Below are 18178 nucleotides of genomic sequence, written 5' to 3'. Positions count from 1 at the left end.
GCCGGTCTGTGCAAGGGCCGGCCCCACCGTTGGCACGCGACACGAGGAGTCCGGATGCGGCAGGAGCGAAACAAGCGGTCCTGGACCCCTTCGGTGCTGGCCGGTCTGCTCGTCGTCGGAGTGCTCGTCGCCGGCTGGTTCATCGCGGCAGAGTTGCGGGAGTTCCGAGAGGCGCAGGGGGACGGCGCGGCGCTTGCCGAAGCGGAGTTGGACCGCCGGGCCACCCGCTACGCCGAGGCGGTGCTGGCCGTCGGCGATCCGGTGCCGGACGATCGGCTACGGACCTTGGCCGCCGACCACGACGTCCAGTTGTGGCAGACCCGCCGTGAGCCGGAGCTGTCGCTGGTGATCGAGGCTTCGGAGGGGTATGGCCGGTGGCCGCAGGCGACGTTGCAGCTGTGCCACCGACTCGACTTCCGGGCGCTGGGCACACCTGACGCCGGCTTTGATCTGGTGCGTCTGCCCTCCTGCCCGACGCCACCCACACCGTGAGAGGTGCTGGCCGACGGTATGACACCGGGGTTAAGGGTCGTCCAATTGATGTAACAGAATGATATCGATTGCATGGAGCTCTTGGGGTTTTTGTCCGTGGGTCTGCTGGCCCGTTTCACCTGGGCCAGGCACTAAGGACACGATCCGGTACCAAGAGCTTCCCGCGCCGTTTCCGGGTGGTCCGAACGGGAGCTAAGGTCACGGCCATCGGTGACCCTGTCACCACGTTGTCCGTACCCCCAAGGACGAGGTGAAGCACCATGCGTGCATCCAGGCCGAAGGTCGCTATCGCGGCCGTGGCGGCCGCGGCCCTCGCGGTAGCAGGCTGTGCCGAGAGCGACCGCGAAGGTTCCAGCGGTAGTAGCAAGGACACCCTTGTCTTCGGCGTCGCCGGAGACCCGAAGGTGCTCGACCCCAGCTTCGCCAGCGACGGTGAGTCGCTGCGCGTGGCCCGCCAGGTGTTCGAGACGTTGGTCCGCCCCGAGGAGGGTGGCACCAAGGTCAGCCCCGGCCTCGCCGAGTCCTGGGAGCCGGACGCCGCGGGCACCACGTGGACGTTCAAGCTGCGGTCCGGCGTGAAGTTCCACGACGGCACCGACTTCAACGCCGAGGCCGTCTGCGTCAACTTCGACCGTTGGTACAACGCCAAGGGCCTCATGCAGAGCCCGGACGTGACCGCCTACTGGCAGGACGTCATGGGTGGCTTCGCCGCCAACGAGAGCGACACCCTCGGTGAGAGCCTCTTCAAGTCCTGCTCCGTCACCGACCCCACCACGGTGGCGCTGACCTTCAGCCGGGTCTCCAGCAAGATCCCGGCCGCGCTGATGCTGCCGTCGTTCTCCATGCACAGCCCGAAGGCGCTCCAGGAGCACGACGCCAGCAACGTGAGCGGTAGCGCGGACGACATCAAGTACCCCGCGTACGCGACCGAGCACCCGACCGGTACCGGTCCGTTCAAGTTCAAGGCCTGGGACATCGCGAACAAGACGCTGACCCTGGAGCGGAACGAGGACTACTGGGGCGACAAGGCCAAGCTGAAGAGCCTGATCTTCAAGACCATCTCGGACGAGAACGCGCGTAAGCAGGAGCTGCGGTCCGGCGGCATCCAGGGCTACGACCTGGTTGGTCCGGCCGACGTCGAGCCGCTCAAGAGCGAGGGCTTCAACGTCCTGACCCGCCCGGCCTTCAACATCCTCTACCTGGCCATCAACCAGAAGGGGAACCCGAAGCTGGCCGACCTGAAGGTGCGGCAGGCACTCGCCCACGCCATCAACCGTCAGGCCCTGGTCGACTCGAAGCTGCCCCCGGGCGCGCAGGTCGCGGTGAACTTCTTCCCCGACACGGTCGAGGGTTGGAACGGCGACGTCACCAAGTACGAGTACGACGTGGAGAAGGCGAAGTCGTTGCTGGCCGAGGCCGGCGCGTCGGACCTGAAGCTGCGGTTCCACTACCCGACCGAGGTCACCCGGCCCTACATGCCGAACCCGAAGGACCTCTTCGAGCTGCTCTCGGCGGACCTTCAGGCGGCCGGCATCACGATCGAGCCGATTCCGCTGAAGTGGAGCCCGGACTACCTCAACGCCACCACCTCCGGTAACAAGCACGACCTGCACTTCCTCGGCTGGACCGGCGACTACGGCGACGGCTACAACTTCATCGGTACGTTCTTCGACCGGCAGAAGGACGAGTGGGGCTTCAACAACCCCGCCCTGTTCGAGAAGTTCAAGACGGCGGACTCCACCGCGGACCAGGCGGCCCGGGTGGCGCTCTACAAGGAGCTGAACGCCGACATCATGAACTTCCTGCCCGGTGTGCCGATCTCGCACTCGCCGCCGGCCATCGTGTTCGGCAAGGACGTGACCGGGGTCAAGGCGAGCCCGCTCACCGACGAGCGGTTCTCCTCCGCTGAGTTCAAGTCCTGATCTGACGCACTGACCGCGGGCGGGCGCTGTGACCCACAGCGCCCGCCCGCGATCCCCTGCACACCTTCGAGGCCGCCGTGATCCGGTTCATCGTCAGACGCCTGCTCCAGCTGATACCCACGCTGTTCGGGCTCTCCATCCTGTTGTTCATCTGGCTCCGTCGGCTGCCCGGCGGCCCCGAGACCGCGATCCTCGGCGAACGGGGTACGCCCGAGATGCGGGCCGCGATCCGCCAGAACCTCGGCCTCGACGAGCCGATCCTGATCCAGTACGGCCGGTTCGTCCGGCGGATGATCCGGCTCGACCTGGGCACCTCGATCTCGACCAAGCGCGAGGTGACCACCGAGTTCATCCAGCGCTTCCCCGGCACTGTCGAGCTGACGATCACCGCGATGGTGATCGCGATCGGCATCGGCATCCCGCTGGGTTACCTGGCCGCCCGTCGGCGCGGCCGGTTCCTCGACCACGCCTCGGTCGGCGGGTCGTTGATCGGCATCTGCATCCCGGTCTTCTTCCTGGCGTACATCCTCAAGGCGATCTTCTCGGAGAACCTGGGCTGGTTCCCGTCCAGCGGCCGGCAGGACCCCACCCTCGGCGCCACCCGGATCACCAACTTCTTCGTGCTCGACGGGCTGATGACCCGGGAGTGGGACGCCGCCGCCGACGCGCTCTGGCACCTCATCCTGCCCGGCCTCGCGTTGGCCAGCATCCCGTTGGCGATCATCGTCCGGATCACCCGGGCCAGCGTGCTGGAGGTGCTCAACGAGGACTTCGTGCGGACCGCCGAGGCCAAGGGCCTGACCGAGAACGTGGTCCGCCGCCGGCACGTGCTGCGCAACGCGATGCTGCCGGTGGCGACCTCGATCGGTCTGCTCACCGGCGGCCTGCTCTCCGGCGCGGTCCTCACCGAGACGGTCTTCGCGTTCAGCGGGATCGGCGCCTTCCTCGCCGAGGCGATCGATCATCGGGACTATCCGGTCCTGATGGGCTTCATCATGATCATCGCAATCGTCTACGTGCTGGTGAATCTGATCGTGGACCTCTCCTACAGCCTGATCGACCCGAGGGTGAGGGTCCGATGACGATCATCAGTGGCAAGAAGCGCGAGAAGATCGACCGGCTCGCCGAACTCGCCGCCCGCGACGAGGAACGCGGAGTCAGCCTCTGGCAGGACGCCTTCCGCCGGCTGCGGCGCAACCCCGCGGCCATCGTCGGCGCGATCATCCTGATCGTCTTCGTCCTGGTCGCGCTGGTCGGCCCGTTCTTCGTGCCGTACGGCCCGAAGGACACCATGGGCATCCGCGAGGGCGTGGTCAAGGTGGGCCAGGGCCTGATCCCCGGCCCCTCGGCCGAGCACTGGCTCGGCTACGACCACCAGGGCCGGGACGTCTTCAGCCGGATGATCGTCGGTGCCCGGCAGACCCTGCTGGTCGGCGTCGTCGCCACCATGATCGGTCTGGCCATCGGTGCGTTGATCGGTGGCGTCGCCGGTGCCGCCGCCGGCCTCGGCGGTCGGTGGGGCCGCTGGGTGGACACCACCCTGATGCGCTTCATCGACATGCTGCTGGCGATGCCCAGCCTGCTGCTCGCGGTGAGCATCGCCGCGCTGCTCGGCCCGAGCCTGATCACCGTGATGATCGCGGTCGGTATGGTCTCGGTGCCGGTCTTCGCCCGGCTGCTGCGGGGCTCGATGATCGCGCAGTCCAACAGCGACTACGTGTTGGCGGCCACCTCGTTGGGCGTACGCAAGTCGAAGATCGCGCTGTCCCACGTGCTGCCGAACTCGCTCGCCCCGGTCATCGTGCAGGCCACGCTGACGCTGGCCACCGCGATCATCGAGGCTGCCGCGCTGTCGTACCTCGGTCTCGGCAACCCCGACTCGGCCACCCCCGAGTGGGGCGTGATGCTGGCCGACGCGCAGCCGTGGCTCGGTATCCGACCCGCGCTGGCGATCTACCCGGCAGTCGCGATCATCATCACCGCGCTGGGCTTCACCCTGCTCGGTGAGGCGATGCGTGAGGCCCTCGACCCGAAGCTGCGGAAGTAGGTGCGCCGAGCATGAGACGTGCGTACGCGATCTCCGTAGCCGTGAACGAAAGGGCGGTGCGGCATGGCACTGCTTGATGTCGAAGAGTTGTCCGTCACCTTCGCCCGGCGCAATCAGCGGACCGTTCGGGCCGTCGACGGGGTCTCCTTCTCCGTCGACGCGGGCGAGGTGGTCGGCCTGGTCGGCGAGTCCGGCTGCGGCAAGTCGGTGACCTCCCTGGCGATCATGGGTTTGCTGCCCAGGCAGCCCGGTGTCCAGGTCGGTGGCAAGGCCGTCTTCGACGGCACCGACCTGCTCCAGATCGACGACCGGTCGCGGCGGGACATCCGGGGCCGGGACATCGCGATGATCTTCCAGGATCCGTTGTCGTCGCTGAATCCGGTCGTGCCGATCGGCATCCAGGTGACCGAGGTACTGACCCGGCACCGCGGGATGAAGGGTCAGGCGGCGGCGAAGGAAGCGGCGCAGCTGCTGGACCGGGTCGGCATCCCCGACCCGAAGCGGCGGCTCAAGGAGTACCCGCACCAGCTCTCCGGCGGGATGCGTCAGCGTGCCCTGATCGCCATGGCGGTGGCCTGTCAGCCCCGGCTGCTCATCGCCGACGAGCCGACGACCGCGTTGGACGTCACCATCCAGGCGCAGATCCTGGAACTGTTGAAGGAACTGGTCCGGGACTCCGGCACCGCGCTGGTGATGATCACGCACGATCTGGGCGTGGTGGCCGGCATGTGCGACACCATCAACGTGCTCTACGGCGGCCGGGTGGTGGAGACCGCACGGCGACGTCCGCTGTTCCGCCAGCCCCGGCATCCGTACACCGTGGGGTTGCTCAGCTCGGTGCCGCGTCTGGACGCGGGGCGTGGTGAGCGGCTGAACCCCATCCCGGGCTCGGTGCGTGACCTGCTGCCCTGGCCGGACGGCTGCGCCTTCGCCCCGCGCTGTGCCCGGCGCGTGGACGCCTGTGTCGGCGAGCCGCCGGAGCTGGTGCTGACCCACGACGGTCGCAGTTACCGCTGCGTCAACCCGGCCCCGGTGCCGGGGCTGACGCCGGGCGAGGACGTTCGAGAGGTGGTGCCGGGGCAGGCCACGCCGGGTTCGGTACCCGCGCAGGCGGTGCCGAACGACCCGCCGGCCGTGCCGGGTCTGGCCGCCGCTCCCAGCGAGGAGGAGACGTCATGAGCGAGCGCAGCAGGGGTGACGTCCTCGTCGACGTACGGGATCTGAAGGTGCACTTCCCGATCAAGCGGGGGGTGCTGTTCGACCGTACGGTCGGCCACGTCAAGGCGGTCGACGGCGTCGATCTGCGGATCGCGCGGGGCGAGACCTACGGACTGGTCGGCGAGTCGGGCTGTGGCAAGTCCACGCTCGGGCGGGCGCTGCTCCAGCTCACGCCGCCGACCTCGGGGGAGGTCTCCTTCGACGGGGTCGAGCTGACCACGCTCGCACCGAACAAGCTGCGCGCGATGCGTCGACGGATGCAGATGATCTTCCAGGATCCGATGTCCAGCCTCGACCCTCGGCAGAATGTCGAGTCGATCCTCACCGAGGGCCTGCAGACGCACGGCATCGGTGGTGACCGGGACGGTCGTCGCAAGATCATTAGCGAGACGTTGGACCAGGTCGGATTGCCGCGCTGGGCGCTGTCCTGCTACCCGCACGAGTTCTCCGGCGGCCAGCGGCAGCGCATCGGCATCGCCCGCGCGCTGGTGCTGGGACCGGAACTGATCGTCGCGGACGAGCCGGTCTCCGCGCTCGACGTGTCGATTCAGGCCCAGGTGGTCAACCTGCTCGACGAACTCCAGGACAACCTGGGCCTGACCTACCTGGTGATCGCGCACGACCTGGCGGTGGTCCGGCACATCTCCGACACCGTCGGCGTGATGTACCTGGGGGCACTGGTCGAGGAGGCACCGAGCGACCGGCTCTACACCGAGCCGCTGCACCCGTACACCCGGGCGTTGATGTCGGCGGTGCCGGTGCCGGACCCCGACGTGGAGGACCGCCGGGAGCGGATCCTGCTCGCCGGTGACCTGCCGTCGCCGGCCAACCCGCCGCCGGGTTGTCGCTTCCACACCCGGTGCCCGTGGGCGCAGCCGACCCGATGCGCCGACGAGCGGCCGGAACTGCGGGAGATCGGCGGCAGTCGGGTCGCCTGCCACTGGGCCGAGCAGATCGCGAGCGGGGAGCTACGCCCGCACCAGGTCAGCGTGGAGCTTGTCCGGCCGGCGGGAGAGGGCGAGGAACCGTCCGTCGTCTCCGCCCCCACCGAGCCCGGTTCCTTCGTCTAGATGCAAGGAAGGGCCCCTTCCTAACGCCTGCGGTATAGGAAGGGGCCCTTCCTAACGCCTGGAGCTGTCGCGCCGCGGCGGTCAGCCCTCCGGGCGGTGCAGCAGACCGACGGCGATGCCGTGCACGGCGTCCAAGCCGGCGGCGTCGGCCAGCGGAGCGCTGCCACCGGTGACGGCGTACCACTCGTCGGCGTCCTTGTACTGGACGTGCAGACTGACCCGCCCGTCGGCGAAGTCGGTACGCAGGGTCAACTCGCCGGTCACCACGCCGACCTCGTCGGTCATCACGCCGCCCGGGCCCGGCACGATGTCGGCGCTGCGACTCTGCGGGCCGGTGGCACCGCCGGCATCGGCGGTCATTCCGGCACCCGGCACCTCCGCCTCGCCCCCGGCAGCACCGTCGGCGGTCATGCCGGCCGTGGCCGGGCCGGGCGGAGGGCTGCCGGTAGCCGTCGCGTCCTCGCCGCCGGTTACGGCTTGCTCTCCCATGTGCAGCCCTCCAACATGTCGGCCAGCTCGGCCTGCTCGGCACTGGTAACTGTCAGCTTCCAGTGGTGCTTCACCGCCACCCAGTCCCCGGCGTACTGGCACCAGTATGACCGGTTTGGCGGCTTCCACTGGGACGGGTCCTGATCACCCTTTGCCCGGTTGGAGGACGCGGAAACCGCGAAGAGCTGCGGTCGGTCAAGATCGTTGGCGAAGTCGCCGCGCTTTGAGTTGTCCCATTCGTCGGCACCGGAGCGCCAGGCGTTGGCCAGCGGGACCATGTGGTCGATGTCCACGTCGGAGGGGTCGGTGAAGGTACGTCCGTCGTAGACGCTCTCCCACCGGCCCCCGATCACGTTGCAGCCGGAGTGTTCGATGTCCTTGCCGTCACGCTCCAGGACGGTGTCCCGGACGTCGCAGTTCTGGCCGGTCTTGCGCCAGTGCGGAAAACGGCTGCGGCTGTAGCCACGCATCGAGCCTGCCTCCGCGACGGTGAGTTCGGAGAGCATCTGGTTGATGTTGCCGCTGCCGCTCGGTGGCGGGAGGGGCTCCTCCTCAAGAGGGACGCAGCCGGCCACGCCGAGGGTCAGCGCCGCGGTGAGCGCGAGCGCCACCACGGCACGCGATCCTGATCTGGTACGCACAGACGACACCTCTCCAGCTTGCGGGCTTCCGGCGATCCCGCACAGTACCCGGCGAGGGTTTCGGCGTTTCGTGGTGTCTGACGGATGGTGCACGGCAGATTGGTAACCATGGCTGAACCCTCGTCCCCCCTCCGCCTGCGCAGCAGCGCAGGCCGAGGCACCCTCGCCGCCGCCGTGCTGGCCTCGGGCATGGTCTTCCTGGACAGCACCGTGGTCAACGTGGCGCTGCCTCGCCTCGGTGCCGAACTCGACGCGTCGGTGGCGGGTCTCCAGTGGACCATCAACGGTTACCTGTTGACGCTCGCCGCCTTCGTTCTGCTCGGTGGGGCGCTGGGTGACCGCTTCGGGCGTCGGCGGATATTCCTGCTCGGGATCGTCTGGTTCACCGTCGCCTCCGTCCTCTGCGGGCTGGCCCTGCGAATCGACTGGCTGGTGGCCGCACGGTTCCTGCAGGGTGCCGGTGGAGCCCTGCTCACCCCGGGTTCGCTGGCGCTGCTCCAGGCCAGCTTCCATCCTGACGACCGGGCCAAGGCGATCGGGGCGTGGTCGGGACTGTCCGGCGTCTCCACCGCACTCGGGCCGTTCATCGGCGGTTGGCTGATCGATGCGCTCTCCTGGCGATGGATCTTCTTCCTGAACGTGCCGCTGGCGGTGCTGGTCGTGCTGGCGGCGCTCCGTTGGGTCCCGGAGAGCCGGGACGAGAACGCCTCTCGCAAACGGGGAACCCGCCAGTTCGACGTGGCCGGCGCGCTGCTCGGTGCCCTCGCGCTGGCCGGTGTCACGTACGCCCTGGTCGACGCGCCGGGTCGGGGTCTGCACTCGCCGGCGGTGGTGGCGGCGGTCCTGGCCGGGGTGGTCGCCGCGGTGGCGTTCGTGTTCCTGGAACGGCGGCGTGGGGAGACCGCGATGCTGCCCGTCGGCCTGTTCCACAGCCGACTGTTCTCGGTGCTGAACCTCTTCACCGTGCTGGTCTACGCGGCCCTCGGCGGGTTCACCTTCTTCATCGCCGTGTACCTGCAGAACGTGATCGGCTGGTCGGCCCTGCTCACCGGTGTCGCGTTGCTGCCGATGACCTTGCTGCTGCTGGTCGGCTCACCGGTCACCGGTGCGCTGTCGACGAGAATCGGACCTCGGTTGCCGCTGACCGTCGGACCGGTGTTGGCCGCCGTCGGTTTGCTGATGCTGCGCGGCGTCGAGCCGGGGGCATCGTACTGGCAGCAGGTGCTACCCGGGGTGGCGATCTTCGGAGCTGGGCTGACCCTGGTCGTGGCGCCGCTGACCGCCTCGGTGCTGGCCGCCGTCAACGACCGTTTCGCGGGAGTGGCCAGCGGGTTCAACAATGCCGCCTCGCGGGTCGGTGGGCTGCTCGCGGTGGCTGCCCTGCCGTTGCTGGTCGGGCTCTCCGGCACCGGGTACGAACAACCCGCCGAACTCACCGCCGCCTACCGTGGCGCGCTGCTCTGGTGCGCCGGTCTGCTGCTGGCCGGTGCCCTCATCGCCGCTCTGCTGGTGCACCGTCCGGTCCGTCGGCCGCCACCGGCCCCGCCCCATGGCTCGCAGCCGACCTCCACTCCGAGGTAGACCGGAGTTAGGAAGGGGCCCGGGTTAACAAGGTTGGTGTTAACCCGGGCCCCTTCCTGTACAGAATCCGTTAACAAGGGGCCCTTCCTTGCAACTCAGCCTCGGGCGCGGTTGACGGCGCTGGTGACCGCCTTGATGGAGGCGGTGACGATGTTGGCGTCCATCCCGACACCCCAGACCGTGCGTCCCTGCACCTCGCACTCCACGTACGCGGCGGCCTGCGCGTCACCGCCGGAGGAGAGTGCGTGCTCGTGGTAGTCGAGCACGCGTACGCTCACGCCGGCCGAGCCGAGCGCGTTGACGTACGCGTCGATCGGCCCGTTGCCGATCGCGGTGATCGAGCGGGACTGTCCGTCGGTGTGGATCTGGGCGGTGATCTCGACCTTTCCGTCGGCGGTGCCGATCGCGTACTCGGTCAGGGACACCGAGGGATCGCGCTGGTGGTCGAGCAGGTACTGCCCGGCGAAGATCTGCCACATGGTGGTCGGGTCGACCTCACCACCGTCGTGGTCGGTGACCTGCTGCACCACGCCGGAGAACTCGATCTGGAGCCGGCGGGGCAGGTCGAGCTGATGCTCGGTCTTCATGATGTACGCGACGCCACCCTTGCCGGACTGCGAGTTGACCCGGATCACCGCTTCGTAGCTGCGGCCCAGGTCCTTCGGGTCGATCGGCAGGTACGGCACCGCCCAGGTGAACTCGTCGACCGGCACTCCGGCCGCCACCGCGTCGGCGTTCAGCGCGGCGAAACCCTTGTTGATGGCGTCCTGGTGGGATCCGGAGAAGGCGGTGTAGACCAGGTCGCCGGCGTACGGGTGGCGCTCGTGCACGGGCAGTTGGTTGCAGTACTCGACGGCTCGCTTGATCTCGTCGATGTCGGAGAAGTCGATCATCGGGTCGATGCCCTGGGAGAAGAGGTTCAGCCCCAGCGTCACCAGGTCGACGTTGCCGGTGCGCTCGCCGTTGCCGAACAGGCAGCCCTCGATGCGGTCCGCCCCGGCCAGCAGGCCCAACTCGGCGGCGGCCACTCCGGTGCCCCGGTCGTTGTGCGGGTGCAGGCTGAGCACCAGGCTGTCGCGTCGGGGCAGGTGCCGGTGCATCCACTCGATCGAGTCGGCGTACACGTTCGGCATGGCCATCTCGACGGTCGCCGGCAGGTTGACGATCAGCTTCCGGTCCGGGGTCGGGTCGACCACCTCGATGACCTTCGCGCACACCTCCAGCGCGTACTCAAGCTCGGTGCCGGTGTACGACTCGGGCGAGTACTCGTAGAAGATCTCGGTGTCCGGGGTGTGGATCTCGGCGTACTTCTGGCAGAGCCGGGCACCGCTGGTGGCGATGTCGGTGATGCCATCGCGGTCCAGCCCGAACACCACCCGGCGTTGCAGGGTCGAGGTGGAGTTGTAGAAGTGCACGATCGCCCGGTGGGCCCCGCGCAGCGACTCGAAGGTGCGGTCGATCAGGTGCTCCCGGCACTGGGTCAGCACCTGGATCGTGACGTCCTCGGGGATCAGGTCCTGCTCGATCAACTGTCGGACGAAGTCATAGTCGGTCTGGCTGGCCGACGGGAAGCCGACCTCGATCTCCTTGTAACCCATCTGCACCAGGAGCTGGAACATGCGGCGCTTGCGTTCCGGTGACATCGGGTCGATCAGCGCCTGGTTGCCGTCCCGCAGGTCGACCGCGCACCAGCGCGGGGCGGCCTCGACGTGTCGGGTCGGCCAGGTGCGATTCGGCAGGTCGATTCGGAACTGCTGCTGGTACGGCTGGTACCGGGTGTACGGCATCCGGCTCGGGCGCTGTTGGGCGATCGGATCGGAGTCGATGTCGGTGGTGCCGGCTGGGTGAGCCATGGCGGAGTTCTCCCGTGGTCATGTGACGTCAGCGGTGGAGGTCGGCAGCGATGCCGAGGATGATCCAAAAATGCTGGCGGCGCGGTTCGACTCCGCGACGAGGTGCCGGCCGTCAGGCCTCGTCGCGGCGACCAAGGAGAAGGTGCGCCTGCCACATGACAGAGTGACACTACGTGATGGGACGTGGTCTGGGAAGGTGCGTCCGGCATTTGGGACGAGACTCGCAGCGGTGACCTCAAACTGCGCTGTCTGTGCAGCTCAGAAGCAGGTCGGCCAGTGGTCGACGGTGGCGTAGCGAGGTTTCCTGGCGCAGCAGGTCGGCCGGAAGGCTGAACGGATCACCGAGTTGCCCGACCACCGACACCACGTACGGTCGCACGTCGGTGGGCAGATCGAGGTCGGCGATCAGGCCGGGATGGTCCAGCTCGGTCACCTGACGCACGTGCAGCCCCAGCGCGGTGGCCTGCACCGTCAGGTGGGCCACCGCCTGCCCCAGGTCGTACGTCGCGAACGGGTTGCCACTGGCGTGATACGCGGTGAGCACCAGGACGCTCGCCCGGGCGGCCCACCGCTGCTCCGACGCCGACAGGTTGACCAGGATCCGCTTGAAGGTCTCGTCCTCGCGGTGCCCGACAGTGAACCGCCAGGGTTGCCGGTTGCCGATCGAGGGGGCCCATCGCGCCGCCTCCAGCAGGGTCATCACCTCGGCCGGGGTCACCTCCGCAATCGGGTCGAAGGAGCGGGGGCTCCAGCGGAAGGCGAGTAGCGGAGTGATGTCGGTCATGCGAAGAGCATCCCGTATGGGCGTTTTGACCCGGACGGTCGGGTCGGATGAATGTGGGCAATGACACCCGTAACGGAACAAACCCCTAGAGCGTTCCCGCGCGCTCATCCGCGCCGGTCGGTTCAGTGGCGGCATCGGTGGCATCCAGACCGTCGGGCGCGGCTGGCTCCACGGAAGGCGCTTCCATGCCCAGCGGCTCGCCCTCGAACACCGGGCCGGGTAGTTGCACCGTGCCCGGAGCCGGCTCCGGCGGAGCGGACAGCGTCAGTGTGCCGAACGCCGCTCGTACCGCGGTCGGCGTGCCGTCGGCGTCGAAGCAGTAGATTCCGACGTCCAGTGGTGGGTTGATCGACGCCGCGGTGGTCTCCACCGAGTAGCAGCTGCCGGTCGCCTCGGGCAGAACCATGGCCGGCGACACCGCCAGTGGGGCGCGCCGGTCGGTCAGCACATCCAGCCAGTCGGTGAAGGGATGCTGCACCCGGGGATCCAGTCGCCGCGGCAGCGTGTCGTCCCGCTCACCGAGGCGTACGCAGCTCGCCGGCTCCGGCCGGGTGGCCGACGGCAGCCCGCACTGGAACAACCCGTCAGCATTGGCGGCCAGGGCGATGTCGCGGGTGCCGCCGAGCGCGCCGCCCGGCACGTCCATCCGCCAGCTGCCGTCGTTCGCGCTGGTGAAGACGATCAGACGGTCGGCGACCCCGTCCACCCGCAACGTGTACCGGGCGATCAGGTGCCGGTCCTGCGCGGCGGCCGCGAGGGCTGCCAACTCGTCCCGGGCCGCGTCGGGACCGGCCGGGCGTGGCGCGACGGTCGGTGGCGGTGCGGGATCGGCGGGCGGGTCGGGTGAGCAGGCGACGAGGAGAGCGGGCACGGCGAGTGCGAGCGCGACGGTCCGTCGGCGGATCGAATGATGGGCGGCGGGCACTCGGTCATTCTGGGTGTTGGGCAGGGTTCGGGACACCCCCGGAAAGGCTGGCGTTTCCGGCGTGTCGCAGGCCACTGTCGCCGTGTCCGGGGGCCGGATCGTGGGATCACCTGACCCGGCGGTCAGAGCCGACCGATACCCTGAGGTCGTCCGACCCGCGCCGCCGGCCCCGGTGCCGGCGGCGTCGGCACGCTCAGGGCAACCGGGAGGGAGTGCACCGTCGTGGCACTCGTAGTGCAGAAGTACGGCGGGTCCTCCGTCGCCAACGCCGAGCGGATCAAGCGGGTGGCCGAGCGCATCGTCGCGGCCCGCAAGGCCGGGGATGACGTGGTCGTGGTGGTCTCCGCGATGGGCGACACCACTGACGAACTGCTCGACCTGGCCAACCAGGTGAGTCCCCTGCCGCCCGGACGAGAGCTGGACATGCTCCTCACCGCCGGCGAGCGGATCTCCATGGCGCTGCTCGCCATGGCGATACACAATTTGGGGTACGAAGCCCGCTCGTTCACCGGTTCCCAGGCGGGCGTGATAACCACATCGGTGCACGGCCGGGCGCGGATCATGGACGTCACCCCGGGGCGGCTCAAGGGCGCGCTGGACGAGGGTGCGGTGGTCATCGTCGCCGGCTTCCAGGGCGTGTCGCAGGACACCAAGGACGTCACCACCCTCGGGCGCGGTGGTTCGGACACCACCGCCGTGGCGCTGGCCGCGGCGCTGCGCGCGGACGTCTGCGAGATCTACACCGACGTGGACGGGGTGTTCACCGCCGATCCGCGCATCGTGCCCAACGCTCGGCACATCAAGCAGATCACCTACGAGGAGATGCTGGAGCTGGCTGCCTGCGGGGCAAAGGTGCTGCACCTGCGTAGCGTGGAGTACGCCCGGCGGGCCGGGCTGCCGATCCATGTCCGTTCGTCATACTCGACCAACACCGGAACCATGGTCACCGGAGCGATGGAGGATCTCTCTGTGGAGCAGGCACTGATCACCGGGGTCGCCCACGACCGCAGCGAAGCCAAGATCACCATCGTCGGGGTGCCCGACGAGCCGGGTGCCGCCGCGAGCATCTTCGACACCGTCGCGGGGGCCGAGATCAACATCGACATGATCGTGCAGAACGTCTCCACCGAGGGCACCGGCCGTACGGACATCTCCTTCACGCTGCCGAAGGCCGACGGTCCGACCGCGATGGCCGCCCTCAGCAAGATCCAGGAGACGGTCAACTTCAAGGGCCTGCTCTACGACGACCACGTCGGCAAGGTCTCCCTGATCGGCGCGGGGATGCGCTCGCACCCGGGGGTGGCCGCCGGTTTCTTCGCCGCGCTGGGTCAGGCCGGGGTGAACATCGAAATGATCTCCACCTCGGAGATCCGCGTTTCGGTGGTCTGCCGGGACACCGACCTCGACGCGGCGGTCCGTGCCATCCACGAGGCCTTCGACCTGGGCGGCGACACCGCAGCCGTGGTGTACGCGGGGACGGGGCGGTAGCGGGCGTGACCGGCCTGCCCACCCTGGCCGTGGTCGGGGCGACGGGGGCCGTCGGCACGGTGATGTGCGAGTTGCTCACCGGGCGGCGCAACGTCTGGGGCGAGATCCGGCTGCTGGCCAGCGAACGATCCGCCGGGCGCAAGATCCGCTGCCGGGGTGAGGAACTGACCGTCCAGGCCCTCACCGAGGAGGCGCTCGACGGCGTCGACGTGGCCATGTTCGACGTGCCGGACGAGGTCGCCGCCCACTGGGCGCCCATCGCGGTCGGTCGCGGCGCCATCGTGGTGGACAACTCAGGTGCCTTCCGGATGGATCCCGACGTACCGCTGGTGGTGCCCGAGATCAACCCGGAGCAGGTGCGCAACCGGCCACGGGGCATCGTCGCCAACGCGAACTGCACCACCCTCGCGATGATCGTCGCGGTCGCCCCGCTGCACCGCGAGTACGGCCTGCGGGAACTGGTGCTCGCCTCGTACCAGGCGGTTTCCGGAGCCGGTCAGGCCGGCGCGGACGCGCTGCACGACCAGTTGACCAAGGTGGCAGGTGATCGGCTGCTCGGCTCGCGTACCGGCGACGTGCGGCAGGCGGTCGGCGACGACCTCGGCCCGTTCCCCGCACCGCTGGCGCTCAACGTGGTCCCGTGGGCCGGCTCGCTGACCGACGGTGGCTGGTCGTCCGAGGAGATGAAGATGCGCAACGAGTCGCGCAAGATCCTCGGGCTGCGTGACCTGAAGGTCTCCGCCACCTGCGTACGGGTACCCGTGGTGACCGGCCATTCGGTCGCGGTGCACGCTGTCTTCGCCACGGAGATCGACGCCGAGGGCGCTCGTGGCGTACTGCGCAACGCGCCCGGAGTGATCGTGGTCGACGATCCGGCGGCCGGCGAGTTCCCGATGCCGATCGACGCGGTCGGCACCGACCCCTCCTGGGTCGGTCGGATCCGCCGCGCCGTCGACGACCCTCGGGCCCTGGACTTCTTCGTCACCGGCGACAACCTCCGCAAGGGCGCCGCCCTCAACACCGCCCAGATCGCCGAACTCCTAGCCCAAGCCCTCCCCCGCCCCTAACCCACCCACCCCCACCCCCCACCCCACCCTCCCCACCCACCCTCCCCTCCCCCACCCCACCCCCCGCTCGCGTCGATCATGAGGTTGTTGTCGCTCGGGAGCGCTCTCCGGGGTAACAACCTCATGATCACCGGGGCGAGGGGGAAGGGGAGGGCGAGGGGGAGGGGGAGGGGGAGGGTGGGGGTGGGGGTGGGGGTTAGGCGGCGGAGAGGTGGACGCCGTCGCGGCCTTGGCGTTTGACCGCGTAGAGGGCCTGGTCAGCGCGGCGTAGGGCCAGCTCGGGTGACTCGCCGGGGCGGGGCAGGGAGACTCCGACGCTGATTGTGCGCCCCACCCGGCGCGCGGCTTCGGTGAGCCGCTCGGCGACGCGTACCGCCTCCTCGGGGCGGCTCACCTCAATCACCGCGACGAACTCGTCGCCGCCGATCCGATACAACTCGTCGCCCTGGCGCAGGGCATCCTCCAGCGCCCGGGCCAGCCCGATCAGCACCTGGTCACCCGCCTGGTGGCCGTACGTGTCGTTGACGGTCTTGAAGTCGTCCACGTCGATCGCCAGCAGGGCGGTGCGGCCGGGGATCACGGTGGCGATCCGCTGGCCGAACGGGCCGGTGTGCCGCAGCCCGGTCAGCGGGTCGGAGCTGGCCTGCTCGCGTAGCCGATCCAGGGTGCGTAGCCGGTCCAGGCAACTCCACGCCTGCCCGGCCAACAGCTCCAGCAGGTTGACCGTGATCGGGTCCGGCCGCAGCAGCCGCTCGTCGGCGACCAGCAGCACCCCGCCGCGCTCCGGCGGCCCGAACGGCACCGCCACCAGGGTGCGTACGCCGGCCCGGACCAGCGGCTGGTGCTCGTCGGTCGGTGGATGGCCGGCCTCACCGAGGGTGTAGCCGGCCCCGTAGCGGTGCGCCCGGTCGATGACGCGCGCGAGTGCCGGGGCGTCCAGCTCGGCCAACTCGGCACGCACCCGGGTCTCCAGGTCGCCCGGAGCGATCGTGGGGGCACCGAGTCGCGGGCCGCCCCGGCCACTGAGCAGCAGGACGGCCGCGGCGAGCGTCGACACGTCCCGGGCTGCGGCGATCGCGGCGGTCATGAGGTCCCAATCAGTGGTGGCGGCGGTCATCGCCGAAGCGTGCCGGAGCAGCTTTTCACTGCGGCTCTCCGCAGGGCCACCGAGTGCCGAGATGCGGGCGCCGAGGCGGGCGGCGATGCGTTCGGCGACCTTCCGCCACCAGACCAGGTCGGTCGGCCCGGTCCACTGCAGGTCGAGTACCCCGATGGTCCGGCCCGCCGGATTCAGCACCGGTACGCACACCTCGGCGGTGACGTCGGGGCGTACCGGGATGTGGGCGGGGTCGGCGGCGACGTCCGGGACGACGGCGGAACGCCCACCGGTGTAGACCCGTCCGACGATTCCGGCGTCCGGCGCGACGGTGGCGAAGACCTGCCAGGACCCGGTGGCGGCAACGCAGCGGAGCCGGCCCTGCACGTGCAACAGGACGGCGATGGTGGCGGGGGTGTGCTGGGCGAGGGCGTCGACGGTCGCTTCGCAGACCTCGGCCACGGTCGACGCCATGGGCAGGCGGACCGTGACGTCACGGATGACTTGCTGGTGATCCACTCTTACGTCGTCCCAGGTCGGATCCGTTCCCGGTGGCGCCGGGTCGCGGATCAAGCGTACTCAGCCGGGACTGAGAGCCGGCTGCGGTCGTACACATGTGCTATCCACAGGGTGTGGACACGGCCTGTGGGCCACCGGCGGGGCTCGGCGGCGATAGCGTGGGTTTTTCCGGTCGAGTGGAGGCCCGATGCTCATCGCCCACCTCAGCGATCCGCACCTGACCACCGGTGTCCTCGGTGCCGAGCCGGCTGCCGGCCTGCACCGGGCGCTCGGCCGGGTGCTGGCGCTCAACCCCCGACCCGACTGCGTGGTCATCACCGGCGACCTGGCCGATCACGGTCGCCCCGATGAGTACGCCGTGCTGCGCGAGGTGCTGGGGCGGTTTCCGCTGCCGGTGCACCTGGTCACCGGCAACCACGACGACCGGGAGTCGTTGCTCGACGCCTTCGGCGGCACCCCCTGGCTGGGCGGTGGCTTCTCCGCGTACTACCAGGTCGATCATCCCGGAGCGACGCTGGTCGTGCTCGACTCCCTCGTGCCCGGCTCGGACGGAGGGCGACTCGGCGATGAACAGCTCGCCTGGCTGGACGGGGTGCTGGGGGCGCGCCCCGACGTGCCGGCCGTGGTCTGTCTGCACCACCCGCCGGTCGAGGTCGGCATCCCGGTCGCCGACTCGATCCGGCTCGCCGACGGCGACGAACTCGCCGAGGTGCTGCTCCGACACCCGCACGTGGTACGCGTCGCCGCCGGCCACCTGCACCGTCCGGTGACCGCGACCTTCGCGGGCACGGTGCTGTCGGTCGCCCCGAGCACCTGGCGACAGGCGACGCTGACCATGAGCGACGACGAGCGGATCGGTTGGGTCGCCGAGCCCACCGCGCTGCTGCTGCACGTGGTGTCCGGAGCGGGCTGCGTCACGCACACCGTGCAGGTCAGCCACACCGCCGGGATGACCTGCGGCTTCTGAGCATCCCCACGGCGCGGGG

Annotated in this window: 16 protein-coding genes; 10 read left to right on the top strand and 6 right to left on the bottom strand. The window is 69.4% G+C overall.

Annotated features, from left to right (window positions below; genetic code table 11):
- Window positions 1–54 precede the first annotated feature (54 nt).
- The 6 genes from Vlu01_RS12675 to Vlu01_RS12650 all read left to right on the top strand — a co-directional run bounded on the left by Vlu01_RS12675 (window position 55) and on the right by Vlu01_RS12650 (window position 6749).
- Window positions 55–492, top strand: coding sequence for a hypothetical protein (locus Vlu01_RS12675; protein ID WP_203998103.1), 438 nt, complete (start codon window positions 55–57; stop codon window positions 490–492).
- Between the two features lie 260 nt (window positions 493–752).
- On the top strand, window positions 753–2414 hold the full coding sequence (locus Vlu01_RS12670) for an ABC transporter substrate-binding protein (protein ID WP_203998100.1): 1662 nt from the start codon (window positions 753–755) through the stop codon (window positions 2412–2414).
- 77 nt (window positions 2415–2491) lie between these two features.
- Window positions 2492–3496 (top strand): ABC transporter permease, encoded by a 1005-nt coding sequence (locus tag Vlu01_RS12665; RefSeq protein WP_203998097.1) that lies wholly within the window; start codon window positions 2492–2494, stop codon window positions 3494–3496.
- Complete coding sequence (locus tag Vlu01_RS12660) at window positions 3493–4461, top strand: ABC transporter permease (RefSeq protein WP_203998094.1); 969 nt, start codon at window positions 3493–3495, stop codon at window positions 4459–4461. The genes Vlu01_RS12665 and Vlu01_RS12660 overlap by 4 nt, the downstream gene beginning before the upstream one ends.
- A 63-nt stretch (window positions 4462–4524) precedes the next feature.
- Entirely contained in the window at window positions 4525–5640 is a 1116-nt protein-coding gene (locus tag Vlu01_RS12655; protein ID WP_203998092.1) for an ABC transporter ATP-binding protein, read from the top strand.
- Window positions 5637–6749, top strand: a complete 1113-nt coding sequence (locus tag Vlu01_RS12650; RefSeq protein WP_203998090.1) for an ABC transporter ATP-binding protein — start codon at window positions 5637–5639, stop codon at window positions 6747–6749. Before Vlu01_RS12655 ends, Vlu01_RS12650 begins: the two co-directional genes overlap by 4 nt.
- An 81-nt stretch (window positions 6750–6830) precedes the next feature.
- On the opposite strand, the gene Vlu01_RS12645 is transcribed toward Vlu01_RS12650, so the two are convergent.
- Entirely contained in the window at window positions 6831–7238 is a 408-nt protein-coding gene (locus Vlu01_RS12645) for a hypothetical protein (RefSeq protein ID WP_203998088.1), read from the bottom strand.
- Entirely contained in the window at window positions 7220–7879 is a 660-nt protein-coding gene (locus Vlu01_RS12640; protein ID WP_203998086.1) for an HNH endonuclease family protein, read from the bottom strand. Before Vlu01_RS12640 ends, Vlu01_RS12645 begins: the two co-directional genes overlap by 19 nt.
- A gap of 108 nt (window positions 7880–7987) precedes the next feature.
- Here Vlu01_RS12640 and Vlu01_RS12635 point away from each other — a divergent pair, with 108 nt between their 5' ends.
- Window positions 7988–9460, top strand: a complete 1473-nt coding sequence (locus tag Vlu01_RS12635; protein WP_203998084.1) for an MFS transporter — start codon at window positions 7988–7990, stop codon at window positions 9458–9460.
- A 95-nt stretch (window positions 9461–9555) separates the two neighbouring features.
- On the opposite strand, the gene leuA is transcribed toward Vlu01_RS12635, so the two are convergent.
- From leuA to Vlu01_RS12620, 3 genes are all read right to left on the bottom strand, one after another.
- A complete protein-coding gene (gene leuA / locus Vlu01_RS12630; protein ID WP_203998082.1) occupies window positions 9556–11313 on the bottom strand; it encodes a 2-isopropylmalate synthase in 1758 nt (585 codons plus the stop codon).
- A 235-nt stretch (window positions 11314–11548) separates the two neighbouring features.
- Window positions 11549–12097: a nitroreductase family protein gene (locus Vlu01_RS12625; RefSeq protein WP_203998079.1), complete on the bottom strand. Its 549-nt coding sequence runs from the start codon at window positions 12095–12097 to the stop codon at window positions 11549–11551.
- A gap of 85 nt (window positions 12098–12182) precedes the next feature.
- Window positions 12183–13022, bottom strand: a complete 840-nt coding sequence (locus Vlu01_RS12620) for a hypothetical protein (protein ID WP_203998076.1) — start codon at window positions 13020–13022, stop codon at window positions 12183–12185.
- Between the two features lie 222 nt (window positions 13023–13244).
- Here Vlu01_RS12620 and Vlu01_RS12615 point away from each other — a divergent pair, with 222 nt between their 5' ends.
- Together Vlu01_RS12615 and Vlu01_RS12610 are read left to right on the top strand one after the other, a co-directional pair.
- On the top strand, window positions 13245–14510 hold the full coding sequence (locus Vlu01_RS12615; protein WP_203998073.1) for an aspartate kinase: 1266 nt from the start codon (window positions 13245–13247) through the stop codon (window positions 14508–14510).
- Between the two features lie 5 nt (window positions 14511–14515).
- Complete coding sequence (locus Vlu01_RS12610) at window positions 14516–15577, top strand: aspartate-semialdehyde dehydrogenase (RefSeq protein ID WP_203998070.1); 1062 nt, start codon at window positions 14516–14518, stop codon at window positions 15575–15577.
- A 196-nt stretch (window positions 15578–15773) separates the two neighbouring features.
- Here the strand turns inward: Vlu01_RS12610 and Vlu01_RS12605 are convergent, their stop codons facing one another.
- A complete protein-coding gene (locus Vlu01_RS12605; protein WP_203998066.1) occupies window positions 15774–17192 on the bottom strand; it encodes a sensor domain-containing diguanylate cyclase in 1419 nt (472 codons plus the stop codon).
- Between the two features lie 187 nt (window positions 17193–17379).
- On the opposite strand from Vlu01_RS12605, the gene Vlu01_RS12600 reads away from it, so the two are divergent.
- Entirely contained in the window at window positions 17380–18159 is a 780-nt protein-coding gene (locus Vlu01_RS12600; protein ID WP_203998064.1) for a phosphodiesterase, read from the top strand.
- Window positions 18160–18178: the final 19 nt, after the last annotated feature.

The organism is Micromonospora lutea (assembly GCF_016863535.1).
GTDB classification, from domain to species: domain Bacteria; phylum Actinomycetota; class Actinomycetes; order Mycobacteriales; family Micromonosporaceae; genus Micromonospora; species Micromonospora lutea.
Note: the sequence above shows the minus strand (reverse complement) of the source record. Positions and strands in the feature narration are given on the sequence as shown.